General features: G+C 58.7%; 25 protein-coding genes and 7 tRNA genes. 24 read left to right on the forward strand and 8 right to left on the reverse strand.

Annotated elements, in window-relative coordinates; all coding sequences use genetic code 11:
* Positions 1 to 48 precede the first annotated feature (48 nt).
* Positions 49 to 1,947: a 1-deoxy-D-xylulose-5-phosphate synthase gene (gene dxs / locus QP908_RS00960; RefSeq protein WP_284771468.1), complete on the forward strand. Its 1,899-nt coding sequence runs from the start codon at positions 49 to 51 to the stop codon at positions 1,945 to 1,947.
* On the opposite strand, the gene QP908_RS00965 is transcribed toward dxs, so the two are convergent.
* Positions 1,944 to 3,164: an HRDC domain-containing protein gene (locus QP908_RS00965; RefSeq protein ID WP_284771469.1), complete on the reverse strand. Its 1,221-nt coding sequence runs from the start codon at positions 3,162 to 3,164 to the stop codon at positions 1,944 to 1,946. The genes dxs and QP908_RS00965 overlap by 4 nt on opposite strands.
* A gap of 1 nt (position 3,165) precedes the next feature.
* Positions 3,166 to 3,840 carry a DUF3000 domain-containing protein gene (locus tag QP908_RS00970; RefSeq protein ID WP_284771470.1) on the reverse strand — a complete coding sequence of 225 codons (675 nt, stop codon included), beginning with the start codon at positions 3,838 to 3,840 and terminating at the stop codon, positions 3,166 to 3,168.
* Between the two features lie 150 nt (positions 3,841 to 3,990).
* Here QP908_RS00970 and hemQ point away from each other — a divergent pair, with 150 nt between their 5' ends.
* Positions 3,991 to 4,692 carry a hydrogen peroxide-dependent heme synthase gene (hemQ, locus tag QP908_RS00975; protein WP_284771471.1) on the forward strand — a complete coding sequence of 234 codons (702 nt, stop codon included), beginning with the start codon at positions 3,991 to 3,993 and terminating at the stop codon, positions 4,690 to 4,692.
* A gap of 86 nt (positions 4,693 to 4,778) precedes the next feature.
* Here the strand turns inward: hemQ and msrB are convergent, their stop codons facing one another.
* The 5 genes from msrB to QP908_RS01000 all read right to left on the reverse strand — a co-directional run bounded on the left by msrB (position 4,779) and on the right by QP908_RS01000 (position 8,172).
* On the reverse strand, positions 4,779 to 5,195 hold the full coding sequence (gene msrB / locus QP908_RS00980; protein WP_005278963.1) for a peptide-methionine (R)-S-oxide reductase MsrB: 417 nt from the start codon (positions 5,193 to 5,195) through the stop codon (positions 4,779 to 4,781).
* Positions 5,196 to 5,205: 10 nt separating this feature from the next.
* Entirely contained in the window at positions 5,206 to 6,357 is a 1,152-nt protein-coding gene (locus QP908_RS00985) for a glycosyltransferase family 87 protein (protein WP_284771472.1), read from the reverse strand.
* 6 nt (positions 6,358 to 6,363) lie between these two features.
* Positions 6,364 to 7,062, reverse strand: a complete 699-nt coding sequence (locus QP908_RS00990) for a pyrimidine reductase family protein (protein WP_284771473.1) — start codon at positions 7,060 to 7,062, stop codon at positions 6,364 to 6,366.
* 45 nt (positions 7,063 to 7,107) lie between these two features.
* Complete coding sequence (locus QP908_RS00995) at positions 7,108 to 8,010, reverse strand: DMT family transporter (protein WP_239269816.1); 903 nt, start codon at positions 8,008 to 8,010, stop codon at positions 7,108 to 7,110.
* A gap of 87 nt (positions 8,011 to 8,097) precedes the next feature.
* Positions 8,098 to 8,172 (reverse strand) — tRNA-Val (locus tag QP908_RS01000).
* Positions 8,173 to 8,429: 257 nt separating this feature from the next.
* Here QP908_RS01000 and QP908_RS01005 point away from each other — a divergent pair.
* The 15 genes from QP908_RS01005 to QP908_RS01075 all read left to right on the forward strand — a co-directional run bounded on the left by QP908_RS01005 (position 8,430) and on the right by QP908_RS01075 (position 17,602).
* Positions 8,430 to 8,505, forward strand: a tRNA-Gly gene (locus QP908_RS01005).
* A gap of 53 nt (positions 8,506 to 8,558) precedes the next feature.
* A tRNA-Val gene (locus QP908_RS01010) sits at positions 8,559 to 8,630 on the forward strand.
* A gap of 38 nt (positions 8,631 to 8,668) precedes the next feature.
* Positions 8,669 to 8,744: transfer RNA gene (locus tag QP908_RS01015), tRNA-Gly, on the forward strand.
* Positions 8,745 to 8,774: 30 nt separating this feature from the next.
* Positions 8,775 to 8,845 (forward strand) — tRNA-Cys (locus QP908_RS01020).
* A 26-nt stretch (positions 8,846 to 8,871) separates the two neighbouring features.
* Positions 8,872 to 8,943 (forward strand) — tRNA-Val (locus QP908_RS01025).
* 38 nt (positions 8,944 to 8,981) lie between these two features.
* A tRNA-Gly gene (locus QP908_RS01030) sits at positions 8,982 to 9,057 on the forward strand.
* Positions 9,058 to 9,280: 223 nt separating this feature from the next.
* The gene (locus tag QP908_RS01035; protein ID WP_239268297.1) at positions 9,281 to 9,853 is read left to right on the forward strand and encodes a copper resistance CopC family protein; all 573 of its coding nucleotides are present in this window, start codon (positions 9,281 to 9,283) and stop codon (positions 9,851 to 9,853) included.
* On the forward strand, positions 9,853 to 10,524 hold the full coding sequence (locus tag QP908_RS01040) for a copper chaperone PCu(A)C (protein WP_239268296.1): 672 nt from the start codon (positions 9,853 to 9,855) through the stop codon (positions 10,522 to 10,524). Before QP908_RS01035 ends, QP908_RS01040 begins: the two co-directional genes overlap by 1 nt.
* A 2-nt stretch (positions 10,525 to 10,526) precedes the next feature.
* A complete protein-coding gene (locus QP908_RS01045) occupies positions 10,527 to 11,753 on the forward strand; it encodes a Dyp-type peroxidase (protein ID WP_239268293.1) in 1,227 nt (408 codons plus the stop codon).
* A gap of 77 nt (positions 11,754 to 11,830) precedes the next feature.
* On the forward strand, positions 11,831 to 13,894 hold the full coding sequence (gene thrS / locus QP908_RS01050) for a threonine--tRNA ligase (protein ID WP_239275209.1): 2,064 nt from the start codon (positions 11,831 to 11,833) through the stop codon (positions 13,892 to 13,894).
* Positions 13,881 to 14,450: an HIT family protein gene (locus QP908_RS01055; protein WP_005283324.1), complete on the forward strand. Its 570-nt coding sequence runs from the start codon at positions 13,881 to 13,883 to the stop codon at positions 14,448 to 14,450. Before thrS ends, QP908_RS01055 begins: the two co-directional genes overlap by 14 nt.
* The gene (gene pgsA, locus QP908_RS01060; protein WP_239268287.1) at positions 14,443 to 15,051 is read left to right on the forward strand and encodes a phosphatidylinositol phosphate synthase; all 609 of its coding nucleotides are present in this window, start codon (positions 14,443 to 14,445) and stop codon (positions 15,049 to 15,051) included. Before QP908_RS01055 ends, pgsA begins: the two co-directional genes overlap by 8 nt.
* 84 nt (positions 15,052 to 15,135) lie before the next feature.
* The gene (locus QP908_RS01065; protein ID WP_239268284.1) at positions 15,136 to 16,038 is read left to right on the forward strand and encodes a phosphatidylinositol mannoside acyltransferase; all 903 of its coding nucleotides are present in this window, start codon (positions 15,136 to 15,138) and stop codon (positions 16,036 to 16,038) included.
* Positions 16,038 to 17,141: a glycosyltransferase family 4 protein gene (locus QP908_RS01070; protein ID WP_284771474.1), complete on the forward strand. Its 1,104-nt coding sequence runs from the start codon at positions 16,038 to 16,040 to the stop codon at positions 17,139 to 17,141. The genes QP908_RS01065 and QP908_RS01070 overlap by 1 nt, the downstream gene beginning before the upstream one ends.
* Complete coding sequence (locus QP908_RS01075; RefSeq protein ID WP_239268307.1) at positions 17,141 to 17,602, forward strand: hypothetical protein; 462 nt, start codon at positions 17,141 to 17,143, stop codon at positions 17,600 to 17,602. Before QP908_RS01070 ends, QP908_RS01075 begins: the two co-directional genes overlap by 1 nt.
* 4 nt (positions 17,603 to 17,606) lie before the next feature.
* Here the strand turns inward: QP908_RS01075 and QP908_RS01080 are convergent, their stop codons facing one another.
* Complete coding sequence (locus QP908_RS01080) at positions 17,607 to 19,001, reverse strand: DUF2029 domain-containing protein (RefSeq protein ID WP_239268280.1); 1,395 nt, start codon at positions 18,999 to 19,001, stop codon at positions 17,607 to 17,609.
* 143 nt (positions 19,002 to 19,144) lie between these two features.
* Here QP908_RS01080 and QP908_RS01085 point away from each other — a divergent pair, with 143 nt between their 5' ends.
* The 7 genes from QP908_RS01085 to secD all read left to right on the forward strand — a co-directional run bounded on the left by QP908_RS01085 (position 19,145) and on the right by secD (position 26,047).
* Positions 19,145 to 20,023, forward strand: coding sequence for an acyl-CoA thioesterase (locus tag QP908_RS01085; RefSeq protein ID WP_239268278.1), 879 nt, complete (start codon positions 19,145 to 19,147; stop codon positions 20,021 to 20,023).
* A 93-nt stretch (positions 20,024 to 20,116) separates the two neighbouring features.
* Complete coding sequence (locus tag QP908_RS01090; RefSeq protein ID WP_023022595.1) at positions 20,117 to 20,872, forward strand: YebC/PmpR family DNA-binding transcriptional regulator; 756 nt, start codon at positions 20,117 to 20,119, stop codon at positions 20,870 to 20,872.
* A 193-nt stretch (positions 20,873 to 21,065) separates the two neighbouring features.
* Positions 21,066 to 21,659, forward strand: coding sequence for a crossover junction endodeoxyribonuclease RuvC (ruvC, locus tag QP908_RS01095; RefSeq protein ID WP_284771475.1), 594 nt, complete (start codon positions 21,066 to 21,068; stop codon positions 21,657 to 21,659).
* A gap of 59 nt (positions 21,660 to 21,718) precedes the next feature.
* On the forward strand, positions 21,719 to 22,327 hold the full coding sequence (gene ruvA / locus QP908_RS01100) for a Holliday junction branch migration protein RuvA (protein ID WP_239268276.1): 609 nt from the start codon (positions 21,719 to 21,721) through the stop codon (positions 22,325 to 22,327).
* Between the two features lie 36 nt (positions 22,328 to 22,363).
* On the forward strand, positions 22,364 to 23,443 hold the full coding sequence (gene ruvB, locus QP908_RS01105; protein ID WP_239268274.1) for a Holliday junction branch migration DNA helicase RuvB: 1,080 nt from the start codon (positions 22,364 to 22,366) through the stop codon (positions 23,441 to 23,443).
* A gap of 89 nt (positions 23,444 to 23,532) precedes the next feature.
* Positions 23,533 to 23,883, forward strand: a complete 351-nt coding sequence (gene yajC, locus QP908_RS01110; RefSeq protein WP_239268272.1) for a preprotein translocase subunit YajC — start codon at positions 23,533 to 23,535, stop codon at positions 23,881 to 23,883.
* A 280-nt stretch (positions 23,884 to 24,163) separates the two neighbouring features.
* Complete coding sequence (gene secD, locus QP908_RS01115) at positions 24,164 to 26,047, forward strand: protein translocase subunit SecD (RefSeq protein WP_284771476.1); 1,884 nt, start codon at positions 24,164 to 24,166, stop codon at positions 26,045 to 26,047.

Genomic DNA, 26,047 nt, shown 5'->3' on the forward strand with positions numbered 1-26,047 from the left:
TACGGTGGATAGGAAGAACTAAGCACAGAAGGAGTTGAAGGCCGCTCCATGACTATCTTGGATACCATTAACTCGCCGCAAGACCTGAAGGCACTGCCTACAGAAAAGTTGGAGGAACTTGCGGCGGATATTCGCCAGCGCCTCATCGATAAGGTTTCGGTGACGGGTGGGCACTTGGGGCCCAATTTGGGCGTGGTGGAATTGACTATTGCGCTGCACCGGGTCTTTGATTCCCCGCGCGAGCCCATCATCTTTGATACCTCCCACCAGTCTTATGTGCACAAGATGCTCACTGGCCGCACGGCCCAATTCGATACCCTGCGCCAAAAGGGCGGCCTGTCCGGTTATACGGACCGCGGTGAGTCCGAGCATGACTGGACGGAATCCTCGCATGCTTCCGCCTCGCTATCGACCGTGGATGGCCTCTCTAAGGCTTTCAAGATCCGCGGGGAAGGCCACCGCAATGTCATTGGCATTGTCGGCGATGGCGCGCTTACCGGCGGCATGTGCTGGGAAGCGCTCAATAATATCTCTGAAGATAAAAAGCGCAATGCGGTCATCGTGGTCAATGACAACGGGCGCAGCTATTCGCCCACCATTGGCGGCATTTCTGAAAACCTGGGGCGCATTCGTTCCCAGCATGGCTACGACGAGCTCATGGAGCAGGGCAAGCGCCGCCTGAAGTCCATGGGGTGGGTAGGCGAGCGTGCCTTTGATGCACTCCACGCCATGAAGGAAGGCGTCAAGTCCACCGTCTTGCCCACGGAGATTTTCCCTGAGCTGGGCATTAAATACATTGGTCCCATTTACGGCCATGACATCGATGGTTTGGTGCATGCGCTTTCCTATGCCCGCGATTATGAGGGCCCCATCATCGTGCATGTGGTCACGGAAAAAGGCCACGGGTTCGCGCCTGCGGTCAATGAGCCGAAGGATCAGATGCACTCGACGGGCGCTATCGACCCAGTGACCGGCGTTGCCAAGGGCACCAAGCAGCCGGGGTGGACGGCCGCATTTTCTGAAGAATTGATTGCGGCGGCGGAAAAGCGCGATGACATCGTTGCAATCACCGCAGCCATGGCGGGTCCTACGGGGCTGGCCCCCTTCCAGGAGCGCTTCCCGGATCGGTTCTTTGACGTGGGCATCGCCGAGCAGCATGCGATGGCCTCTGCCTCCGGTTTGGCTTTGGGTGGGATGCACCCCGTGGTGGCTGTGTATTCCACGTTCCTCAACCGGGCCGTGGATCAAGTCATCATGGATATTGCCTTGCTCAAGCTGCCGGTGACCATCGTGCTCGACCGCGCCGGTGTGACGGGCTCTGATGGCGCCTCCCACAACGGCATTTGGGATATGTCCTTAATGAGCATCGTCCCAGGTATGCACATCGCCGCCCCGCGCGATGGTGCGCGCCTGCGCGAGCTCTTCCACGAGTCGCTGGACATTGATTCTGGGCCCTCGGTTGTCCGGTTCCCCAAGGGAAACTTGCTGCCCGATATGGAAGCCGTGGATACGCTTGCCGATGGCGTCGATATCCTCTACTACGGCGAGGCCGACGCGGGCGAAGATATCCCCGAGGTCCTCATCGTTTCTATCGGTGCGATGTCCGCGCGCAGCATCAAGGCAGCGCAAGAGCTGGAGAAGCAGGGTCTTAACGTCACGGTTATTGACCCACGGTGGGTCGCCCCGGTGGCTAGTTCCGTTATCGCTATGGCGGCAGATCACGATCTGGTGGTGACGGTAGAAGACGGCCTCATTCGCGGCGGCATCGGGTCCATGATTGCTGAGGCTCTTGGCGCGGCCGAGGTGGATACCCCAGTCCGCCGCCTCGGCGTTCCTGGGTATTTCCCCAAGCACGGCTCCCGCGGCGAGGTATTGGAAGAGTTCGGCCTAAGCCCAGAGCTCATTTCTGCATCGATTACCGAGTGGGTAGAAAACCTGACCGCTTAATGCGGCTGGGAAAATAGGCTCGCGATCAACGCTGGTGCAACGAGGTTCACCTGCCACGACCGCGCGCCTTCGTGCTCTAGGAAGGCGGGCACGTCGCCTGGCTGGCTGATGGTTCCGCTCCCGCCAATGGCCGCCCACACGGTGGCGCGGAGGATAGCGGGGCGAAGCAGCAGCTCCGATGGCAACCCGAGTTCTTCGGCGATATTCCCAACGGCGGCGCGGATCTGCTGATACTCCTCCCACAGTTCTGGATACTCCCTGGACCACACCGATTTTGAAGGAACGGTTCTTTCCTCATGAAGCGGGCCCGGGCGCCCGCGCGGTGGAATATTCTGGGACTGCTGCACGGCCAGCAACCAGCGGTGCGCGACGCCTTTGCTCCGCCGCGGAAACCCCTTGATGCGGGTGAGCTGCGGCTGCGTGCTGGGCTGGATCCGGGCTATCTCTACCAGTACCTTATTGGGCAGCACGCGCCCCGGCGCGGTATCGGTTCGCCGGCTAATATCATCGCGCAGTTTCCACAAAGACTGAGCCGCGGCGCGCTGCTTCCCATTCTTTAAGCTCGATACTCCCTTGATATCGCGCCAAGAGCCTGGCTGCGGGGCGGTGTCGTGTGCATGCTTGGCGACGATCGCCGCGCACTCCTCCAGCATCCACTCCAGCTTTTCTTGTTCAGCCAAGATATCGCGCAGCGTCGTGGCTAGTTCCAGCAGGAGCTCGACATCGAGCGCGGCATAAGCGCGCATTTCTTCACTCAACCGCGGGATGGACCAGTCATCGTCGCCGTGGCCTTTCTCCAGCTGGACATCGAAAAGCTCCGCGATAATGGCGCCCAAGTTGGTGCGGTGAAAGCCGGCAAACCGGGCGGCTAATTCCGTATCGAAGATGGTGCCGGGGAAAAGCCCCAACCACCCAAGAGAGGGGATATCCGAGGGGGCGGCGTGAATGATCCAGTGCTGCCCATTGAGCACTGGGGCCAGCGCCTGGGTTAACTCCGCGCGGTGGCCTTCTGGGGCGAAGAGCATCGTCCCAGCGCCGCGCCGACGTATCTGGATGAGAAAGGCGCGGTCATCATATCGGTAGCCTGAGGCGCGCTCGGTATCGATGGCAAAGGCCCCGGTACCCGCCTGCAACCGCGCGGCGGCCTCGGCAAATTCCGCCGGGGTGGATAAAACCTTCGGAATACCCTCTTTCGGACGCTCCCGAAATTCCACCATCTTAGCGGCCGAGCTCAGTAACGCCTTCAGGCGGCAGGCCCGCGACGTTGGCTAATACTTGTGCAAAGGCCTGCACGTGCGGTGCTAAATCTAGTCCCTCCGCTGTCCACGAAGCGCGCATTTCAATCTGATAAGCGCGCGGGGGACCGCCGATCTCCCCGAAGCGGACCGAGGCGGTGGAGGTGACGGTGCCGCCGAGGTTGGTAAGCTCTGCACCCTCTTTTTCTAAGCCTTCATTGAGCCACTGCCAGGCGACGTCCGGCAGCAGCGGATCTCCTGCAACCGAATCATCCATATCGGCCTGGATATACGCCACCAAGCGCATAGCGCCCTCCCAGGCCTCTTCTGCACCCGGGTCATGGAGGAGGATGAGGCGTCCGAAGGCATCGCCCTCTGAATCGGTGGCAATTATATCGGGCTCCTCTTCCGTGCCCACCTCGAGGCCAATGGCGTGGCTAAAGGGGGCTAGCCGCTGCGGTGGGCGAATGGACCCGAGGCTAATCTCAGGGCGAAGAGTGGCCGCGTGCATGGACTCTACCGCCTGAGTAAAAGCCGGTGGCGTCGTCGGCTCTTGTGCCTCATCGTTGCGGCGTAGGGAGGTAAAGGTTGCGCCATCTCCGGAGTTGCCTCCGGCATTCTTACCGGCGCTGGGCGTGGTCGATTCGGAATTACTCACCTTGATAAAGCTATAGTTTCGCTACCTTGAGCTGGCGGAGGCGCGCCGATAGTGGGAGGCACACAGGGGAGAGGGATGACAATCGGTGTAACTCCAACTTATGATGGATTTGTCCGAATATTCGAATAAGCTTCTGCAAAGGAGAAGGCAATGGCGAAGCTCGATTTCAAGGAACTCAACGAGGTACAGCAGTACTCCCAACACGCCGTTTTTAAGGTGATCCCAGGCGGCCTGGGCACCGAGCGCGAGGAGATCATCTCCCAAGCCCAAGAATTCTTTGCGGAGCTAGAAAAGGACAATAAGGTCACCGTTCGCGGCGTCTACGATCTGACCGCGATGCGCGATTCCGCAGACTTCATGATCTGGTGGCACGCCGAGGAATTTTCCGATATCCAAAAGGCCTTTGGCGATTTCCGCCGAGAGACCACTTTGGGCCAGGTAAGCGAGGTGACCTGGATTGGAAACGCCTTGCACCGGCCGGCCGAGTTCAATAAATCCCACCTGCCTTCCTTCATCATGGGGGAAGAGCCCAAGGAGTGGATTTCCGTCTACCCATTCGTGCGTTCGTATGACTGGTACACGATGGAAGAAGAAAAGCGTCGCCGCATCCTGATGGAACACGGCATGCAGGCACGCGACTACCCCGACGTGCGCGCCAATACGGTGCCGGCATTCGCGCTCGGTGACTACGAGTGGGTGCTAGCCTTCGAGGCCGACGAGCTGCACCGCATCGTGGACCTGATGTACAAGATGCGCTATACCGAAGCCCGCCACCACGTTCGCGAGGAAATTCCTTTCCACACCGGACGCCGCGTAAAAGACATCGCGGAACTCATCAAGGTTCTGCCTTAAGTCTTGATACAAAACAGCGCTGGGGGCAGCCTTTATAGGTGCTCCCAGCGCTGTCATTTCATCTCACTGCGCGGAGTAGTGAAATCCTAGTTTTCCTCGACGGGCTTTTCTTCCAAGTTCAAGGAAATTGAGTTGATGCAGTAGCGCAGGTCGGTCGGGGTATCGTAGCCTTCGCCTTCGAAAACGTGACCCAAGTGGGACTCGCAGTTGGCGCACAGAACCTCGATGCGGCGCATGCCCAGGGAGTTATCTTCTCGCTCGATAATCTTGTCACCGGCTAGCGGGGAGAAGAAGGACGGCCAACCGCAGTGGGAATCAAACTTCTCGGTGGAACGGAATAGCTCCTCGCCGCAGGCCTTGCAGGAGTAGACACCTTCCGTGGTGGTGTCGGTGTATTTGCCCACGTGCGGTGGCTCCGTGCCAGCTTCGCGCAATACGTAATATTCTTCGGGGCTAAGGCGCTTTTGCCAGTCGGCATCAGCAATGAGCTTAAAATCAGTCATGACTTTAAGTTTAATCCTTTATTTGCGTGGCACGCCACCATCCGGCAACGCAGGCGAAGGTGATGACGATGAGCAGGCTCCACCCCACGGTGCCGGAGAAGAAGTTCATCCACCGCCCAGCATCCGGGTGCGCGTGCGACGTCCACGACACAGGCGCCAAGAACAGGAACGCGGCCACCCATGCGCCCACTGAGTGAAAGACGGAGCGCGGCAGGACCACGGTGAATATTAGCGGGAATAGCCACATTGAATAATATTGCTGTCCTAGCGAGGACAAGAAGAAGATCCCCACCATAATCGCGCCACTCGTCGTCAGCGCCCAAAACACCGGTTCGGATTGTCGCCACCGCAGTAGCCCAAGCACCGCGCAGCCGACCAAAGCGGCAAAGATTATCCACACCACCCAGTAGAGGACGGGGCTAAATTCCACATAGGCGCGTAATCCCGCCCAGGAGGAATTGGCATAATCGCGGGTCGTGGACAGATAGGGCACAAGCTTGTCCAGGTAACCGCTTGCACCGGGCACCAGCGGCCACGCGAGGACGTTAAGCACCACCGGAATCCCCAGCCCCGCGAGGAGGTTGCGCCACTGCAGTTTGACTAGGGGTAAGAAGAGGAGGGGCGCGAATTGGGGCTTAATCAAAATGGCTAGCCCAATGGCTATACCGGAAACCCACGCGAGCTGCGGGGTGCGTTCTGCTTCTATAAAAGCCCACAGGAAAAACGCCATGCAAAATAAGAGCACACCGTTGATATTGGTAAACGCCAAAGTATTGGTGACAGATTCCGTGGCGAAGGCTAAAGCAATTGAGACCGGAAAGATCGGTGAGGTGAGCTTTCTACCTACCACGTGGGTCAGTAGCGCCAGTGCGGCGATAATGGCAACCGCGTTGACCACGATGAAAAGGCCGCGCGCTGGGCCGAAATCGAGCCACGCTAAAGGCGATAAGAAGAGCGTGGCGCCCGGGGTGTAGAGATACAACGGATCCACATGGTTATAGGCCTGCTCATACACCGGAATACCGTCAACCATGCGCCTTAGCGCGCTATAGACCGTCGTGAAATCATCAGTCAGCGTCCCATTGCGCGCGACGATGAAAACGCGCTGAATGACGAGGAGAACGGCAATAGGCCATGCGGCGGCGTTTATTCGAGCAGACACGACCTTTTAGTCTACGGGTTCAGACGCGCGCGAGTATCGCAGAAACACCGTGCTATCAGTATCTGCAGCAATATTTTCTAGGTGCATTCGGCGGTGGGAGTGCGTGCCATGAAAGGTAGCCACGGGCTTTTCCACGCCGGTGGACAGGTGGGGATCCAAGGTGAGATACATCTGGTCGATGGCATCGACATGCACCAGCTGGCCGAGCATTCCTGGCCCACCCTCGCAGAGGATGCGTTGAAATCCACGCTCCCGCAATACGCGGAGATAGTCCTGCATGGTGCCTTCACCTGCATCGATTACCTCTGCGCCTGCCGCCTCAAGGGGGCCTTGCCTTGTGGAGACCTCCGGGTTCTGCAGCGCCGCGTGGGGGACAAGGAAGATCGGGGCGGTGGTGAAGTAGGTTAAGAATTTCGAGTTCGGATCAAACTTCAAGCTTTGCGTGGGTACGGCAATGGGGGCGGGAGGCGAATCGGGAGAGTGTTGCTCTACTCCCGAATAATCTTCTGACCTGACCGTTTGCCCACCCACAAAAACAACGTCCGCCCAGCCACGCAGGGCCTGGAAAAGCTTTCCATCGGTGTCATTGCCCATGGCCTCAGAAAGGTCGTTGATGGTGGCAGACCCGGTGAGGGTAGAAACCATATTGGCCCGGAGGGCGGGTAGGTCAGTGGGCTCGGGCCCTAAAAGCGAAGCTATGTCCATGTCCTGCCAGTGTAATGGTTGTGCGAGCCTGAAGGGTCCCGTTAATTACACCAGCCGAATGAGTACAACACCGGTTAAGAGGAGGGCAATGCCAAGGACCTGGCGGGATTTAATGGGGGCGCCGCTTACGCGGTCAATGATGAGCGAGCCCAACATCGAGCCAAGCAGGCCGGCGACGACGGTGAGGCCAGTACCAATCTGCGGAACGAGGGCGGCGTTGCCGAAGATGAAAAGCGCGCCCAATACACCGCCTATCCACATCCACCACGGGTTGGGTTTTCCTTCTGGGCGCTCGATGCGGGGGCGCCAACGCAACACGATATTGACGATGACCAGGGCGGTAACGCCGACGGCGAAAGATACCAGCGCAGCGCTGACCGGAGAGCCCGTGACCTGGCCCAGATGTCCGTTGATAGCGGATTGGCTGGCGGTAAAACAGCCAAAGATAAACCCGGCAAGCCGCCAGAGCCACAGGGCGGTCGCGGAATCCTCACTACTTGTTGCCGCGCTCGGGGTAGCTACCACTGCAATCACGCCGACAAGCACGATAATGGCACCGATGGCGCGCACTGCCGTGAGGGAAGATTGAGGGGACTCGAAGAGTCCGAAGTGGTCAACTATAAGGCCCATGATGACTTGCCCAGCAATGGGTAAGACCACAGTCTGTACCGCGCCTAAGTGTGGAAAGAGAAGAATATTTCCGGTCAGAGCCACAACTCCCAGCAAACCGCCGAACCAAATCCAGAGTGGTTCATCAAAAGCCTGCGCAATGCCGTAATCCCCGCCGGTAATGGCCGTGGCCACGATAAGCAGGGTGACCGTTCCCACGGCGAAGGAAATCATCGAGGAGGAAAACGGGGTACCGGTGGAGGCGCGAAGGCGGGTATTGACCAGCGTTTGTATCGGTAAGACCAGACCAGCAAGAATTCCCAAAAGTATCCACAACACGAGTGGACACTTTACTCAGATAAGACAAAAAGCCCACTTGAATGGGAAAGCCCACCTAAGCGAAGAAAATTAAGCTTAAGTGGGCGGTGGTGGTCCTAACTGGGATTGAACCAGTGACCTTTCCGGTGTGAACGGAACGCTCTCCCACTGAGCTATAGGACCTTGCGGGGGATAAATTTACACCCGGTGCGTTCCATTTTCCTAATTGGCTGGATGGAGGGCGTGGAAGATGGGGGTTAAAGATGAAAGGCCTAGTAAGGCTGACGCGCGGGTTAAATGACACCTCTGCAATTCACAGCGCCGATAAGTGAGTGATTTACGCCGCGCAATAGGTGTGCTGGGCTGGGGATTTGGAAACTGGCAGGGAGCACGATAATGTTTGTTTACGCACCGCAAAGCATGAAGCACTGCGGCGCGATGCGGATGTAGCGCAGTTGGTAGCGCATCACCTTGCCAAGGTGAGGGTCGCGAGTTCGAGTCTCGTCATCCGCTCCACACTTTTCTAGAGGGTATTATGCCACCGAGGAAAGTGGAACTAAATGAATAGCGCGCGATTAGCTCAGTGGGAGAGCGCTTCCCTGACACGGAAGAGGTCACTGGTTCAATCCCAGTATCGCGCACAAGGACTTTGTCCTAGAAACCGGGCCTGGTTTCGCATGCGGATGTAGCGCAGTTGGTAGCGCATCACCTTGCCAAGGTGAGGGTCGCGAGTTCGAGTCTCGTCATCCGCTCCAGCACTGTATTGTGTGAGGCGGTATCGCCACGGTGGAATGGCCGAGTGGTGAGGCAACGGTCTGCAAAACCGTGCACACGGGTTCGATTCCCGTTTCCACCTCAACTTAATGCCTCTTTGGGCATTGGGCGCGATTAGCTCAGTGGGAGAGCGCTTCCCTGACACGGAAGAGGTCACTGGTTCAATCCCAGTATCGCGCACAAGGACTTTGTCCTAGAAACCGGGCCTGGTTTCGCATGCGGATGTAGCGCAGTTGGTAGCGCATCACCTTGCCAAGGTGAGGGTCGCGAGTTCGAGTCTCGTCATCCGCTCCATTCAAGCCGCCTTGTTAGCAAGGCGGCTTTTTTGTATCTGGCACACCCCACTCTTCTGAAGTGATGGAGATCGCAGACTTTTTCGCTTCGGTGCGGAACTATAGAGATACTGTTACCGACTATTGAAGAGACACACTGATGACCACGATTGTCACCAAGCCATTCGGTGGGATTAGGATGTCTTTGCATGCACACGCAAAATTCAGAACTGAAGGAGCTGAAAATGAGCCATCGCGTACCTTGGTTGCGCCGCACGGCAGTGGCAGTGGGAGCTACCGCGCTTATCGTCGGCGGATCCGCACCCGTAGCACTGGCGCACGATTCCGTCGTGGGCGGAACTGTGAAGGAGGGCGACCAGCTCGAGGAGTTTCCTGAGGAAATCACCTTGGAGTTCTCCGGCATTCCAAAGGACCAGTTCAACACCTTTGCGGTAACCAATAAGGACACTGGGGAACAGATCTTTAGCCAGGAGCCGGAGCTAGATGAACGCGATCTGACGATCACGACTCCAGATGATGTCGATCCCGGCCCAGGTAACTACCAGGTGGGTTACAACATCACCTCCTCGGATGGACACGCCACGCGCGGTGGGGTCTCATTTACGGTCACAGGTGGGGATAGCGATGACGCTTCCTCCACCGACGCTGCAGATGCAGATGGAGCTGCAGATTCTTCGAGCGATATGCCCACCTCGGTGAAAATCATCCTGGGAGTGGGCGGTGTGCTGGCCATAGCGGCCGTTCTGGCTTTGTTGATCGCAAAAACCCGTCGAAACGACTCGAAAGGTCACAAATAATGACGAAGAAAATTTCCCGCCTGATTGCCGGCGTATCCCTCAGTGCCGTGGTTCTTGCCGGTTGCTCCCCAGATAACGAGAACGATTCCAGCAACTCGGACTCGACTTCAGCTGCATCTTCGACTGCAGAAGCCAGCGAATCCACTGCGGCAGCGGATAAGGACCTGACCTTCGAGGACGCCGTTGTCCGCGCCAACGAAGACAAGGATATGACCGCCATCTTCGGTACGTTGGTCAACCACTCGGATAAAGACATCGAGATCGCCGGTTTCTCCACGAGCCTGGACGCAGAGATGAACCAGATTCACGAGACCGTCGATGGCCAGATGCGCGAAAAGTCCAGCCCCTTGGTTGTCAAGGCCGGCGAGAGCCACGAGCTTGCTCCTGGCGGCGACCACTTCATGCTGATGGGCATGAAGGAGGGCATCATGCCTGGTGATTCCCTCGAGATGACGGTCACCCTGTCTGACGGCGAGGAGCTTGACCTGGGCACCATCCAGGCCCGCACCATGGGCGCTGGCGATGAGGACTACGGCGACATGGAGGGCATGGACCACGGTCACGCGGGCCACGATCACTCCGATCACGCCGGCCATGACCACTCCGGTCACGATCACTCTGGCCACGACCACTCCAGCAAGGACGACGAGAAAGAAAACCACAAGCACTAATTATGACGGGATTCAGCAGAAGGGGATTTCTCACCGGCGCTGCAGTGTCTACCAGCGCCATTGCGCTGGTGGGATGCAACTCGGATAAATCAACACCACACGCTCAAGCGGAGGAGCAGCCCCCGCTTGCCGATGCCACCGTGGCTTTCGACGGCCCACACCAGGCCGGCATTGACACGCCGGAGCAAGCGCACCTGAACTTGGTGGGCTTTGATCTTAAAGAGGGCATCGGCAAGCAGGGCTTTGCCCGGCTGATGAAGCTGTGGACTGAGGACGCGCGAGCGCTGTGCACGGGCCAGCCGCCGTTGGGGACCTTGGAACCGGAAATGGTGCGCCAGCCTGCGAACCTCACCATTACGTGTGGGCTGGGCGAGCGCATTTTCTCCCTGCTGGGCGTGGATAAGCCGGAGTGGCTTGGCGATGTCCGTGCCTATTCCCGCGACCAATTAGAAGACAAGTGGGGCCAAACTGACATCGTCCTGCAAATCTGCAGCGATGACCCGCTGATGAATACTTATGCGCTCCGGCACATGGTGCGCTCAGGCGAGCACTATGCCGAAGTTAGCTGGCTGCAGCAGGGCTTTATCAACGCCTACGGCAGCCACGAAAAGGGTGCGACCGCGCGCAATATGTTTGGCCAAAAAGATGGCACCGTAAACCCGCGCGGCGATGAACAATTCGCGGAGCAGGTCTGGATCGAGGATGGCCCGAAGTGGCAGCAGGGTGGTGCGGCCATGGTGGTGCGCCGCATCCGCATGAACCTCGATACCTGGGAAAAGCTGGACCGCTCCTCCCGCGAAAATGCGGTGGGGCGCAAGCTGGAAAATGGGGCACCGCTTACGGGTGATAAGGAATTCGATGAGGCGGACTTTAAGGCCACGGATGAGTATGGCCTGCCCGTCATTGATAAGAACTCCCACATGGCGCGCGCGACTGCGCCCAAGGACCACCCGGAGCAAAAGATCTTGCGCCGCCCCTATAATTACGAGCTGCCGCCGGATGACAAGGATGGCCAACTATCCAATATTGGCCAGATTTTCATCTGTTACCAGCAGGATCCCACCAAGCAATTCGAACCCATCCAGGCGCGCCTTGATGAGGCGGACCTGTTGAATGAGTGGCTTACCCACATCGGTTCGGCGATGTATTTCTGCCCTCCGGGAACTAAAGGCAGCGATGGCAAAGAAACGTGGTGGGCGGAATCGCTTTGCACGCATGCTGGCCTGTAGAATGACGATCCGTAAATTTAACTAGTGGATGCGGCCAGGTATGCCGTATCTGCGTGAGCGCAAAAAGGAGCGCGAATATGGCGGAACTTATTCCCGCAGCACCGGTAAATTACGAATCCTTCACCGTGCCAGCCGGGCAAGCGGTTGGTGCGGCCCTCCGCGAGCTGAACCTGCCCAATAAGGGCCCAGAGGCGGTCGTGGTAGTCCGCGGCGTGGACGGTACCTTGTATGACCTTTCGCATACCCCGGATGAGGAATCGACATTTGTCCCGGTAGCCGCCTGTGAGGAAGATGGCCGCGCCGTCATTCGCCACTCCTGCGCCCACGTCATGGCCCAGGCCGTGCAGGCCGAGTTCCCCGGCACCAAGCTGGGCATTGGCCCGTCCATTGAGAACGGCTTCTACTTCGATTTCCAGACCGCCGAGCCCTTCACCCCGGAGGATCTCAAGAACCTGGAAAAACGGATGAAGAAGATCATCAAGGGCGGCCAGCGCTTCGAGCGCCACACCTATGCCTCCACGGCAGAGGCGGAACAGGCCTTGCAGGATGAGCCCTTCAAGCTGGAGCTTATCCAGGACAAGGGCAATGTGGACCCGGACTCCGACGAGGCCGCCGAGGTGGGCGCTGGCGATCTGACGCACTATGACAATGTGAACCCGCGCACCAATGAGGTGGAATGGTTCGACCTGTGCCGCGGCCCGCACGTTCCCACCACGAAATACATTCCGGCCTTTGCCCTGACTCGCTCGTCTGCCGCCTACTGGCGCGGCGATCAGGCCAACGCCGGCCTGCAGCGAATCTACGGCACCGCCTTTGAGTCCAAGGATGCACTGGCTGCCTACCAGACCATGGTGGAAGAGGCAGAAAAGCGCGACCACCGCCGCTTGGGCCAAGAACTGGATCTCTTCTCCTTCCCGGATGAAATCGGTTCCGGTTTCCCCGTATTCCACCCCAATGGCGCGACCGTGCGCATGGAGATGGAAAACCACTCCCGCAACCGCCACGTGCAGGCGGGATACTCCTTTGTCAATACCCCGCACATCACAAAGGGCGACCTCTTCCGTAAATCCGGCCACCTTGATTTCTACTCCGATGGCATGTTCCCGCCGATGCAGCTCGATGGCGAGTACGACGCCGAGGGAAATACCGTCAAGGAGCCGCAGGACTACTATGCCAAGCCGATGAACTGCCCGATGCACAACCTGATCTTTGCATCCCGCGGCCGTTCTTACCGCGAGCTGCCGTTGCGCCTGTTTGAATTCGGCACGGTCTACCGCTACGAAAAGTCCGGCGTGGTGCATGGCCTGACGCGTGCGCGCGGCTTTACCCAGGACGATGCCCACATTTACTGCACCGAAGAGCAGTTGGAAGAAGAACTCACCCAGGTCCTGGACTTCATCATCTCGCTGCTTGAGGATTACGGCCTGTCCGATTTCTATCTGGAGCTTTCCACCAAGGATCCCAATAAGTTCGTCGGCTCCGATGAGATTTGGGAGCGTTCGACCGCCATCTTGCAGTCCGTGGCAGAAAAGTCCGGGCTCGAGCTCGTTCCTGACCCTGAGGGTGCCGCGTTCTACGGGCCGAAGATCTCCGTCCAAGCCCGCGATGCCATCGGCCGCACCTGGCAGATGTCCACGGTGCAGCTGGACTTCAACCTGCCCGAGCGCTTCGAGCTGGAATATACCGCATCCGATGGCACGAAGAAGCGCCCGATCATGATCCACCGGGCCCTCTTCGGCTCCATCGAGCGCTTCTTCGGAGTGCTTCTTGAGCACTACGCGGGCGCATTCCCAGCGTGGTTGGCACCGCATCAGGTCATGGGCATTCCCGTGGCGGATGACTTCGTCCCGCATCTGGAGGACGTCGCCGCCAAGCTGCGCCGCAAGGGCATTCGCGCGGATGTAGATACCTCCGATGACCGCATGCAGAAGAAGATCCGCAACCACACGACGGGCAAGGTTCCCTTCATGCTGGTCGCCGGCGCCCGCGACGTGGAAGCCGGTGCGGTCTCCTTCCGCTTCTTGGATGGCACGCAGGTCAACGGCGTGCCAGTTGATGAAGCCGTTGAGCTCATTACCACCTGGGTGGCAGAGCGCACCAACGAGCAGCCGACAGAAGAGCTCATTCGTGCCCGGCGCTAATCCGCAGAAGGGCCAAAGCGAGGAAACATTCGTCGATACCGGTGCCGGTGAGCCGGACCGGTTGGAGCGACTGTGGGCGCCGTACCGGATGGCCTATATTGCGCAGCGGTCCGAAGATCCCTTTGTGGAAGCCCCGAAGGGCAGCGATGAGGATGGGCTTATCATCGCGCGCGGTGAAACGGTATATGCGCTGCTCAACTTGTTTCCCTATAATGCCGGCCACCTCATGGTGGTGCCGTACCGCAAGGAATCCGAGCTGGAAAACCTCACCGAGGAAGAATCCCACGAGCTCATGGCCTTTGCCCAAAAGGCGGTGCGGGTGCTCAAGCGCGTGTCACGCCCAGAGGCCATTAACGTGGGCTTTAACCTGGGGCGCGCGTCCGGCGGCTCGGTGGGAGACCACCTGCATTTGCATGTGGTGCCAAGGTGGCCCGGGGATAGTAACTTTATGACTGTCCTCGATGGGACTAAGGTATTACCGCAACTACTGCAAGACACCCGTCGTGTCCTGGCAGAGGGTTGGCGTGACATGGAAGAGGAGGACTCGCGTGCTTAGCGTGCATGGGCGAAAGCCCGCCGCCGTGGTGGTGGAACCTATAGCCAAGACCTTTTTAAAATTGGGATTGACTCCCAACGTGGTCACGGTTGTGGGCACTATTGTGACCATCGCCATTTCGGTGATCCTCATTCCTACCGGCCACCTCTTTATAGCCGCCGTATTATCCGGCCTCTTTGCCGCCTTTGACATGCTCGATGGCACGATGGCGCGGCTGACCGGTAAATCGAGCGCTTTCGGCGCCACGCTGGATGCAAGCTGTGACCGCATTACCGATGGCGCGTTATTCTGCGCCATCGTCTGGTGGCTGGTGTATACCGCAGACGCGTCCAAATGGACCGTGGCGGCCTGCCTCATAACCTTGGTCTGCTCCCAGGTCATTTCCTATATCAAGGCTAGGGGAGAGGCCTCTGGTTTCACCATGGTGGGCGGACTGATTGAGCGCCCAGAACGCCTCATCCTCGCGTTAGGCGGAATCGGCCTGGAGGGCTTGGGCGTAGAGTATGCTGCGGCGGTATCGCTGTGGATCTTGGCGGTAGGCTCAATCTTTACCGTGTACCAGCGCATTGCCATTGCAGCGCGCCAAGACGCCGAGATGTAAATCAAGCGAACATGGGCGCAGCAGGGGCTATCGTTCCGGCTAGTTCGTGGTTTGCGCACTAACTTTTCTGGAGGATCCGGCACCATGTGGGATAAAGAAGATGTAGCAGCGGCCGGGTATTTGGCGGGCTGGAAGGTAGTTCGCCGGTTGCCCGACCCGGTAGCGCGCACCATCTTCCGGTGGGTAGCGGATTTCGCGAGCGACCGCGGGCGCGGCATGGATGGCCTGCGAAGAAACCTCACCCGCGTGGTGGGGGCAGAAAACGTCACCCGTCAGCTGGTGCGCGATTCCATGCGCTCCTATATGCGCTATTGGATGGAGGCGTTTCGCCTTCCCGCGATTCATGCGGATCCCCAGCTGCACGAGCGCCTCATGAAGGGCTTGGAAGGGCTCGAGCACTTTGATGCCTCGGCGCAGTCTGGCCGCGGCGTCATCTTGGCGCTGCCGCACTCCGGCAACTGGGATATGGCCGGGGTTTTCTTGGTGGGCCATTACGGGCAATTTACCACCGTGGCAGAGCGGTTGAAGCCGGAGGTGCTTTTTGATGCCTTCGTGGATTACCGCGAGGAATTAGGCTTTGAGGTCCTGCCGCTTACCGGTGGGGCGGTCCCTCCCTTTGCGCGGCTGAAGGAGGCCCTTGAGGAGGGAGGGGTAGTGTGCCTATTGGCAGAACGCGATATCACCCGCAGCGGCGTCACGGTAGATTTCATGGGCGAGGAAGCCAATATGGCGGCAGGTCCCGCACAGCTAGCCATTGAAACCGGCGCAGCGCTCCACGTGGTGCACTCCTGGTTTGAAGGCGATGGCTGGGGGTTGTCGGTGTCTCCAGAAGTAGAGGTCACCGATGTGCAGGAGACCACCCAGCGCATGGCGGATGGGTTTGCGGCCAACATTCGGCGCCACCCCGCAGACTGGCACATGCTGCAGCCGCAATGGAACGAGGATGTGGAGCGGCGCCGGCAAGCGCGAAAGGAACGTTCCCGTTAATGCGCATCGGTATCATTTGCCCGTATTCTTTTGATGAACCCGGTGGCGTGCAGGCCCATATCCTTGACCTGGCCACCGTTTTCATAGAACAGGGCCACTTTGTTCAGGTCCTTGGGCCCGCCGCGAAGTCCACACCGCTGCCGGATTTCGTGGTCAAGGGCGGCCCTGCCTTCCCGATTGCGTATAACGGTTCGGTTGCGCGCCTGTCGGTGGGGCCGAAGGTAACGCGCAAGGTCAAGCGCTTCATTCGGGACGGCGATTTTGACGTTTTGCATATCCACGAGCCCAATTCCCCGAGCTTTTCCATGACCGCCTTGGCCGTGGCACACGGCCCCATGGTGGCGACGTACCACGCCTCGGCGGCCAATTCCCTCATTCTTACCTTGGCAAAGCCGCTGCTCGTACCCTTTTTGGAAAAGATTCGCGGTGGCATTGCGGTATCGGATATGGCGCGGCGCTGGCAGGTGGAGCAATTGGGTGGCGATCCTGTCCTGATTCCCAACGGCGTCGATACCTCCGTCTATGCGCTTGCGCGCAAGAAAAGCCAGCCCGCGCTTGCCGATGCCCCACTCGAGGTCGTCTTCCTCGGCCGCCTCGATGAGCCGCGGAAGGGCCTGGATATCCTTTTAGCCGCATTGCACCAGGTCAACAAGAATATCCGCGTGACCATTATGGGCGGCGGCCGCGCCCGCGAGGTCGAGGGCGTGGATTTTGTTGGGCGCGTTAGCGATGCAGAAAAGGCACAGATCTTGGGCCGGGCCGATGTTTACGTGGCGCCCAATACGGGCGGGGAAAGCTTTGGCATCGTGCTGGTAGAGGCAATGGCCGCCGGTGCGGCCGTCGTGGCTTCGGATTTGGAGGCGTTCCAGGCGGTCTGCAACGCAGAATCGGAAGAGCCAGCGGGAGCGCTCTTCCGCACTGGCGATGCCTCTGACTTGGCACGCGTGCTCAACCAGGTCCTGGATGATGCCGATTACCGGCGGCACCTGGTGCGCAATGGCGTCCAACGCGCCCAGATGTATGACTGGGACCATGTTGCCGCGGCGGTCATGCAAGTTTATGAAACGGTGCAAGATGGCACGAAGGTGAGGGTGAAGCGATGATGGCGATAGAAATAACCATCGTGCTGCTTATTCTCATTCTTGTGGGATCGTGGGCCATTTTCACCGCGCAGCGGTTAAACTTCCTGCACATCCGAACCGACGCTGCGCTGGCGCAGCTGCAGGCGGCGCTGGACCGCCGGGCAGCGGTAACTGCGGCTGTGTCCCCAGATCTTGCCGCCTTGGCGCAAAAGGCCGAATCCACGGAGCTTTCGCATGGGCATTTTCAAGCCCGCACCATGGTAGAACGCGAGCTTTCGGCGGCCATCGTGCGCGATTTTCCGGTAGGCCAGCGCCCGGCCGCCTTGGCGGATGCAGAAGGCCGCATCCAGTTGGCGCATCGCTTTTATAACGAGGCGGTCAGCGATACGCGCGCGCTGCGCCTGCGCCCAGCGGTGCGTTTTTTCCACCTCGGCGGAACCGCTAAATTGCCCGAGTACTTCGACTACATGCTGGCGGATTGAAAATTTAGCCGCGCGTTACCTCCCTAGTGTCATCGGTGCTCGCGTCAGGCTCGGAGGCGTCCGCGTCGGCGGTGTCGGAGCCCGGCACATTGATTCGCCCGGTATCTGGTGAGGGCGCGGCCTCTGCGGCGGCTTCTTGGGCTTGCTCCGGGTCGCTTGCTGCCACGATGGCCTTTTCTATGCGGCGCGACAGGCTTATCTCAAGGATGAACCAAATGAGCGCGATGAAGACCATGACGAGGATGAGCACGTTGCGGGCGACGAGCACGTAGACCGGAGTCAGGTTTTCGCCTACATACTTCCACACGTAGTCATAGTGGAAAGGGTAGATGTAGGTGCCGAGCGCGGCCGCTGCAACTGCGCATACAGCGAGGAAACCCTGACAGATTTTGATGGGCACAAACCCGGCGGGGAGCTGTTGGCGTACGACCACCGCGAATAGGGGTCCGAGCCAAATGATGTACTGGGGCGAAAATACTTTATTGGTGGCTATGAGTAGAAGCACCATGAGGGTGAAAAAGGCGACCGTCGTTCGCGAGGTCCAGCCTCCGGCGAAGAAGCGGTATAGCGCCCAGCTCAGGGCGAAGACCAGCATCCCGGCCGTCGCGATGGTGCTCCACATGATGGCGGCATCGACGCCCGGGCCAGAAATCTCGAAGCTCTTTGACGGAGCATAACCTAAACGCCATTTACCCGGTGTGAGGTGTGCCTGCAATAGCAAGTATGTCGCCGGAACGGATTCGAGTTGGAGCCCGCGCACCCCCTGATAATTCAGTGGGGAAAGAAGTCGGTCCATACCGGAGGTAAAAACTGTCAACGCCGAAAGAGCAGCAACGGAGCCGAAAAAGGACGCCAATCGCAGCCAGGAATTAGAACTATTAAAACGCCCTACCAGTCCAGCTGCGAGGACGCCTGGCCAGAGCTTCATGGTGGTAGCGAAGCCTAATAGGGCGGCGCCTGTCTTGGGATGAGAAATAAGCAGCGCTGCGGCACCTGCGACGGCGACGGCAGGAAAAATATCGAGGCGCCACACAAAGACGTGTCCTGCAGCCGTGCCAAAAAAGACCCAGAACCAGCCGGCGAGAAAAACGCGCTTATTGCGTTCGTGGTGGCGAAGTAGGAGGGCGAGGAAGGCGGCATCGACAAGCAGCGTCATGATGGTAAAGCCGATATAGAATACGCCGCGGTCTCCACCGGTGAACCAGCTTAAGATGATGGTGGGCCACGTGCCCGCGTGAGGATACTCGGTCATCTGCGTGGGATCGGTGCCAAAAAGGCCGGCGAAATAATAGGCAACATCGCCGCGTGCGCTGTGGTCGAGCTTCAAAAAATAGACCAATATCAAGCGGGCGAGAGCCCACCCCACCCATACCGCAGGAACTGTCGCGAATCTTTTCACCCAAAAGATTGTAGGGAATATTTTGGCCGTTGCGTAGTTCGAATCAGGTTCCTCGTCATCCGGGTTGGGCTGCCCCGGGGAGTAAGGTGGCAAGACAGACGAAGACTTACGTGATGTAGCGCATAGTAGGCGCACAAGAAAGGATGACTGTGGGCACCATTTCTGAGGTTTTGGCGTTAGAAAGCACCCAAGATGCGGATGTCTTTGCTGGCCCGGCGATTCCCTCGCAGATTGAACGCACCTTCGGTGGCCAAGTTGCAGCGCAGGCCCTTACCGCGGCGCAAAGGACGGTGGAGGATAAGCAGGTGCATTCCCTCCATGGCTATTTCGTTGGCCCAGGTGATACGAAAAACCCGCTGGAGTTGCAGGTAGAAAGGCTGCGTGATGGCCGTTCCTTTGCCAGCCGCGAGGTTCGGGTCGTCCAAGATGGCCGCCTCGTCTTTATTATGCTGGCTAGTTTCCACCGCGATGGTGATGCAGGTCCCGAACATCAGGATGTGGCACCGCAGGTATTAAGCCCCGATGAAGCCGCTCGCCGCGGTGGCGGGGCGCCCTATTCCACCCGAATCATCTTGAAGGAGTGGACCGATTGGGATATCCGTTTGGTCCCTGATGAAGGCCGCGATGATGCCGCCGCGGAGGTAACCGGTGCTGGATATCGCCATATTTGGTTCCGCAATACCGGCGAGCTTGGGAGTGACCCCGCATTCCACCGCGCTGCGTTGACGTATATGTCCGATATGACCCTCATTCGGTCGGCGCTCATTCCGCACCAGGGGGAGAAGATCCAGTTGGCAAGCCTTGACCATGCGGTGTGGTTTCTCCGCCCCTTCCGCGTGGATGAGTGGCTGCTTTATGAGCAGGTATCGCCCACAGCGTCGCAAGGCACGGCCATCGCGCGCGGTAAATTATTCACTGAACAGGGCGAACTCGTCGCGCTGGTCAAACAGGAGGGCTTGACGCGGTTCCTCGATGAGGACCTAGGCAGCGGTTCCGCCCACGGCAATTGGCATAACGTCTAGAAAAGCTTGCGTATCCTGGGGGGCGCTTTTCCCAGTTCGTGCAGGGCACGTATAATTGTCACCAGATTTAGAACCCAATTAGAAAGGGACTTAATGTCAGGCCACTCAAAATGGGCAACTACCAAGCACAAGAAGGCTGCCAATGACGCCAAGCGCGGCAAGGAATTTGCCAAGCTCATTAAGAACATTGAAGTGGCGGCGCGAACCGGCGGTGGTGATCCTGCGGCCAACCCAACGCTCGATGACATGATTAAGAAGGCCAAGAAGGCCTCCGTCCCCAATGACAACATCGAACGCGCCCGCAAGCGCGGTTCTGGTGAAGAAGCCGGTGGTGCTGACTGGGAGACCATCATGTATGAGGGCTATGGCCCCAACGGTGTCGCAATGCTGATTGAATGCTTGACCGATAACCGCAACCGCGCGGCTACCGATGTCCGCACCGCGATGAGCAAGAATGGCGGCAACCTGGGTGAATCTGGCTCGGTTGCTTATATGTTCTCCCGCACTGGGTATGTCTTGGTGGAAAAGGGTGAGCTGAGCGAGGATGACGTCTTGATGGCGGTCCTCGATGCCGGCGCCGAAGAGGTCAAGGACCAGGGCGAGAAATTTGAGATCATCTGCGCACCCACGGATGTGCAGGCTGTCAAGGAGGCCCTCAAGGAAGCCGATATTGAGGTCGATGACTCCGATAATGATTTCCGTGCCTCCGTCGAGGTTCCCCTCGAGGCCAATGACGCCAAGAAGATCTTCCGCCTCATCGATGTCTTGGAAGAATCCGACGACGTCCAGAACGTATATACCAATATGGACCTCTCCGATGAGGTACTCGCAGAACTCAACGCAGAGTAAGAATACTGCACATAGTGGGGCACTAGCTCGGTGGCGGCACTTCGCGCATGCGAAGATTCCGGTGCCGAGCTTTTGTTGTGTTTTTATTGGGACAGCCTAACATTCACGTCGTGTTGTAGAACATGTGTGTGTAAGACATAATAGGGAATTAAGACTAGAAACGACGAGGCCGCGGAACGGGGAGTGGGCGGGTGTGAATATCGAAGGCATGCGCGTGATGGGCATCGACCCTGGGCTCACTCGCTGTGGCCTGTCCGTAGTCCAAGCAGGCCGCGGGCGCGCAATTCTTCCCGTCTCCGTGGGCGTGGTGCGAACCCCGAGCGATAAGGATCTGACCGAGCGGCTCCTGCGGCTCTCTGTTGCGGCCAAGGAGTGGATGGACGATTATTCGCCGGATGTGGTTGCCATAGAGCGCGTCTTCGAACGCGGCCAGGTCTCAACAGTCATGCAGACTGCTCACGTCGTAGGAGTCCTTGTGCTCGCAGCCGCCGAGCGGGATATTCCGGTTTATATGTACACCCCGTCAGAGGTAAAAAAGGCCATTTCTGGTAATGGGCGCGCGGATAAGAAGCAAATGACGACCATGATCACCCGTATCCTGGGGCTTACGGAGCCGCCCAAGCCTGCGGATGCGGCGGATGCATTGGCGCTGGCCGTCTGCCACTGCTGGCGCGCGCCAGCGATCGTGAGAATGGATAGTACCGGGTTAGGGCTTGGCGCAAAGACCAGCGGCGTCCGCGGGCGGGGGAGGGTGTTCAGCCCTAGCGCGCCACACCCCACAGGTTAAGTTTTGTTCATTATTAGGTCATGTTGAAAGCGCACACAGGTAGGAAGGCACGGTAGAAAATGATTGCGGCATTGCGGGGAGAGGTACTCCACATTGGTTTAGACCACGGCGTTATTGAATGTGGCGGGGTGGGCTATAAGTTCTTAGCCACCGCAAAGACGTTGGGAACCTTGCGCCGCGGAGAAACAGCCTTTGTGCTGACTACGTTGGTGGTCAAGGAAGACGCATTGACCTTATACGGTTTTACCAGCGACGATGACCGCGAAATGTTCCAAGTGCTGCAATCCGTGTCCGGCTTGGGGCCCAAACTGGCCTTGGCCGCGTTATCCGTCATGGGCGCAGAAGAGCTGGCCGCAGCCATTGGCGGGGAGGATGTTAAGGCGCTGCAGTCTATCCCGGGCGTCGGCAAGCGCGTGGCCCAACGCCTTACCCTGGAGCTAAAAGATAAGGTAAAGCGCTTTGCTGGAACTCCCGCGCCCGATGCTGCACCGGAGGCAACAGGTGCCGGTGACCCAGTTGTCGATAGTGTCACTGAAGCCCTCTTGGGCCTAGGATTTACTGAGAAGGCGGCTCGCCCCGTGGTGGAGGCGGCATACGCCGAAGCCCCTGCGGCGGATACGTCGACCTTGCTGCGCGCGGCCCTGGCCCAGCTGGGTAAGCAAGGCTAAAAGAACACGACGTCAAGAAGACACAAAGGCTACAGCATGTCCGATATTGAGCGCACCGAGTTCAACCTCCCAGAGGGGATGAGTAAGGCGCACGAATCCCAGCACAATAGTGATGTGGAAGCCACCGCTCACGCAGAAGAACACGATATCGAGCGCTCCCTGCGCCCCAAGTCCCTGACGGAATTCATTGGGCAGCCCAAGGTGAGGGAGCAGCTGTCCCTCGTGCTCACGGGCGCGAAGAACCGCGGGGTCACCCCGGATCACGTCCTGTTATCGGGACCGCCCGGTCTGGGTAAGACCACCATGGCGATGATCATTTCGCAGGAACTCGGCACCTCGCTGCGCATGACTTCGGGCCCAGCGCTGGAACGAGCGGGAGATCTCGCGGCCATGCTTTCGAACCTCATGGAAGGCGACGTGCTTTTTATCGATGAGATCCACCGCATCGCCCGGCCCGCCGAAGAAATGCTCTACATGGCCATGGAGGATTTCCGAATCGATGTCATTGTGGGCAAGGGGCCGGGTGCTACCTCGATCCCCTTGGAGATCCCGCCGTTTACGTTGGTCGGGGCCACAACGCGAGCGGGAATGCTTACCGGTCCGCTGCGGGATCGCTTCGGCTTTACCGCCCAAATGGAGTACTACAGCACCGAGGATCTCACCCATGTGATCAAGCGTGCGGCACATATCTTGGACGTCGCCATCGATGATGATGCCGCCGTAGAAATCGGCTCGCGCTCGCGCGGCACCCCGCGCATTGCCAACCGCCTGCTGCGCCGCGTGCGCGATTATGCGGAGGTCAATGGCACCGGACGCATCGATCTTTCCGCCGCGCAGGGGGCGTTGGAGGTATTCGACGTCGATGAAATGGGCCTGGACCGCCTGGACCGCGCCGTCCTCAATGCCCTGATCAATGGCCATGGTGGCGGGCCTGTGGGTGTTAATACCTTGGCCATCGCCGTGGGTGAGGAACCTTCTACCGTGGAGGAGGTGTGCGAGCCGTACTTGGTTCGCGCCGGCATGATTTCGCGCACCGGGCGGGGCAGGGTAGCCACCGCGGCCGCCTGGCAGCACCTGGGCCTGACGCCGCCCGATGGCGCGATTGGGTTGTTTTAGGCAAGCGTGGGCACCTCGCTGGTGCGGCCGCAGAGGTGGAACCGGCTCATGGTTTTTGTGAACGAAACGGTCTGGCATACTGGAAAGTTATGGAAATCATCTTTCTCATCATCATTGTCATTTTGTTCATCATTCCTTCCTTTATGGCGATGCGTAAGCAACGCCAGCGCCAAAACGACATGCAATCGCTGCAAAACTCCCTACAGGATGGAGACCGCATCGTGACCGCTGGCGGTGTACACGGCGTGGTGCGCGGAACCACCGATACCAGCGTGGACCTCGAGGTTTCCCCGGGCGTTACCCTCACCTTTGACAAGATGGCGGTGGTGCGCACGGAAAGCGAGGCCCAGAAACTTGACCGCGGTGGCGCAGACAACGCTGAAAGCAATAATGATGATGGATTCAACGGCGAAGAGGGCGAGCACTCCAACGACCGTTAATTCCTTATTAGCGCCGGCGACCTCTGTGGAGGAAGACGCGGGCGCACTCCCTGTGCACGCGCGGGGAATTCTCTAGGCCCGCCATTGGCTTATGAGAAACGTAGAACCTGACACATTTTCGCTGAATCGCGGACCCTGTTAAGGAAAATGTTGTTCCATGACGTACGATTGTGCGTTGTTAACGTGCCCGCGCCGAATCGGGCGGGCCGTATTTAATGTTTAATCACCCTGGTTTGCAGTGCACAGGAGAATATCGTTGTCCGCATCATCTCGAGGCGCTATGAAAAATAGGAACCGCCAATGGCCAAAGCGCGCCCTCGCGCTTTTTGGACTCATCGTGGTCGTTATCTATGCGCTGGTCTTTTTCACCGGAAACCGCCAAGCCACCCCAAAGCTAGGCATCGACCTGCAGGGCGGCACCCGCGTTACCTTGGCGCCCCAAGGTGAAGACCCCACCCAGGACCAGCTACGGCAGGCGCGCAATATTTTGGAACAGCGCGTGAACGGCATGGGCGTTTCTGGTTCCGAGGTCGTCATCAACGGCAATAGCCTCGTCATCACCGTACCGGGCGAGGATGCATCCCAAGCCCAGGCGGTGGGGCAGACCTCCCAGTTGTACTTCCGCCCGGTGGCGCAACCCTCTGCGCCGGACATGGACAAGCTCGACAAACAGCTGGAGGATATGGCTAACCGCTGGGTCAAATACGGTGTCCTAGATAAGGACGAAGCCAACAAGAAGTTGGAAGACGTCACCAATGCCGTTGCCCAGCAAGAAGCGCAGGCTGAGGGTAAGGAACCGAAGGATGTCAAGGCACCGAAGGTTTCCGCTAAGCCCTTGGACGAGCCGTCCAACTCCATTGAGCAGACAGAGCGTCGCGATGAAGTCACCGAAATGTTGTTGAAGGACCGCCAATCGGACGATCCGACAACGCAAGCAGCGGCCTCTTCGCTCCTGACCTGCCAGGGCTCCGCTGACCCACTGGCTGGTGCGGACGATCCGTCCAAGCCTTTTGTGACCTGTGATTACGACAGCGGCACTCCCTACGTCTTGGAGCCAGCCCCGTTGCTCAACGGTGTTGAGGATGAAGACGGTACCCGTTTGACAGGTAATGAGATTGATACCAATTCCCCGATCAACGGTGGCCTGAACCCACAGTCCGGTCAGATGGAGATCAGCTTCTCCTTCAAGACTGGCGATGGCCCGAACGGCTCCCAGACCTGGGCTGACCTTACGCAGGAGCACCTGAACGACCAGATTGCCATCACCCTTGACTCGGCCGTCATTTCGGCACCTGTCATCCAGGGGGCTACCCCGTACGGTTCCGCTACCTCCATTAACGGTGAATTTAGCCAAGAAGAAGCCAATAACCTGGCCAATAATCTGCGCTACGGTGCATTGCCGCTGTCCTTTGCCGGCGAAAACGGCGAGCCCGGCGGCACCGTGGAGTCCATTCCACCGACACTGGGTAAGGCAGCCCTCGAGGCCGGACTGTGGGCTGGCTTGGCAGGCTTGATTTTGGTCATCCTTTACTCCTTGTACTACTTCCGAGCGCTCAGTGGTGTGTCCGTCATCTTCCTGCTCGGCTCCGGCCTGCTGACCTACGGCGCCATCGTGTTGCTGGGTCGTTGGATCGGGTACTCGCTCGACCTGTCCGGTATTGCCGGTTTGGTCATTGGTGTCGGTGCAACCGCGGACTCGTTCGTGGTCTACTACGAGCGCATCAAGGATGAGCTCTTAGAGGGCAGAACCTTCAGGTCCGCAACGCAGAAGGCCTGGGAGCGCTCGCGCAGCACCATCGTGACCGGTAACGCGGTGACGTTGATCGGTTCTGTCATCGTCTACTTCCTCGCCATCGGTGAGGTAAAGGGCTTCGCGTTCACCTTGGGCTTGACCACGATCTTCGACTTGGTCGTCTCCTTCTTGGTCATGGCACCGGTAATGCAAATAATCGGCCGCCGTCCAGCGGCAGCCAAGCCATCGATGAATGGTTTGGGCGGAATTTATGCGCTAATTGAAGAGCGGCGCGAGCGCGGCTACTACGGAGATTCCCGCGCTGCCGCTGGTGCGTCGCAGGCGCGCTCCACTGAAAATTCGGCATCCGTTGGCGCCAAATCGTCAGAGAGTTCTTCGCCCTCAGCAGCCGCGGAAGATGAGGAGAAATAA

It is taken from the genome of Corynebacterium sp. MSK204 (assembly GCF_030229885.1).
Taxonomy (GTDB): Bacteria; Actinomycetota; Actinomycetes; order Mycobacteriales; family Mycobacteriaceae; genus Corynebacterium.

Bases quoted from the DNA above. Each gene is read 5' to 3' on its own strand.
- dxs (WP_284771468.1), top strand. From the start codon at position 49: ATGACTATCTTGGATACCATTAACTCGCCGCAAGACCTGAAGGCACTG.
- thrS (WP_239275209.1), top strand. From the start codon at position 11,831: ATGGCGGAACTTATTCCCGCAGCACCGGTAAATTACGAATCCTTCACC.
- QP908_RS01035 (WP_239268297.1), top strand. From the start codon at position 9,281: ATGAGCCATCGCGTACCTTGGTTGCGCCGCACGGCAGTGGCAGTGGGA.
- QP908_RS00990 (WP_284771473.1), bottom strand. From the start codon at position 7,062: ATGGACATAGCTTCGCTTTTAGGGCCCGAGCCCACTGACCTACCCGCC.
- QP908_RS01085 (WP_239268278.1), top strand. From the start codon at position 19,145: ATGACTGTGGGCACCATTTCTGAGGTTTTGGCGTTAGAAAGCACCCAA.
- msrB (WP_005278963.1), bottom strand. From the start codon at position 5,195: ATGACTGATTTTAAGCTCATTGCTGATGCCGACTGGCAAAAGCGCCTT.
- QP908_RS00965 (WP_284771469.1), bottom strand. From the start codon at position 3,164: ATGGTGGAATTTCGGGAGCGTCCGAAAGAGGGTATTCCGAAGGTTTTA.
- QP908_RS01070 (WP_284771474.1), top strand. From the start codon at position 16,038: ATGCGCATCGGTATCATTTGCCCGTATTCTTTTGATGAACCCGGTGGC.
- hemQ (WP_284771471.1), top strand. From the start codon at position 3,991: ATGGCGAAGCTCGATTTCAAGGAACTCAACGAGGTACAGCAGTACTCC.
- QP908_RS01040 (WP_239268296.1), top strand. From the start codon at position 9,853: ATGACGAAGAAAATTTCCCGCCTGATTGCCGGCGTATCCCTCAGTGCC.
- QP908_RS01075 (WP_239268307.1), top strand. From the start codon at position 17,141: ATGGCGATAGAAATAACCATCGTGCTGCTTATTCTCATTCTTGTGGGA.
- QP908_RS01045 (WP_239268293.1), top strand. From the start codon at position 10,527: ATGACGGGATTCAGCAGAAGGGGATTTCTCACCGGCGCTGCAGTGTCT.
- secD (WP_284771476.1), top strand. From the start codon at position 24,164: ATGAAAAATAGGAACCGCCAATGGCCAAAGCGCGCCCTCGCGCTTTTT.
- ruvB (WP_239268274.1), top strand. From the start codon at position 22,364: ATGTCCGATATTGAGCGCACCGAGTTCAACCTCCCAGAGGGGATGAGT.
- ruvA (WP_239268276.1), top strand. From the start codon at position 21,719: ATGATTGCGGCATTGCGGGGAGAGGTACTCCACATTGGTTTAGACCAC.
- QP908_RS01065 (WP_239268284.1), top strand. From the start codon at position 15,136: ATGTGGGATAAAGAAGATGTAGCAGCGGCCGGGTATTTGGCGGGCTGG.
- yajC (WP_239268272.1), top strand. From the start codon at position 23,533: ATGGAAATCATCTTTCTCATCATCATTGTCATTTTGTTCATCATTCCT.
- QP908_RS01090 (WP_023022595.1), top strand. From the start codon at position 20,117: ATGTCAGGCCACTCAAAATGGGCAACTACCAAGCACAAGAAGGCTGCC.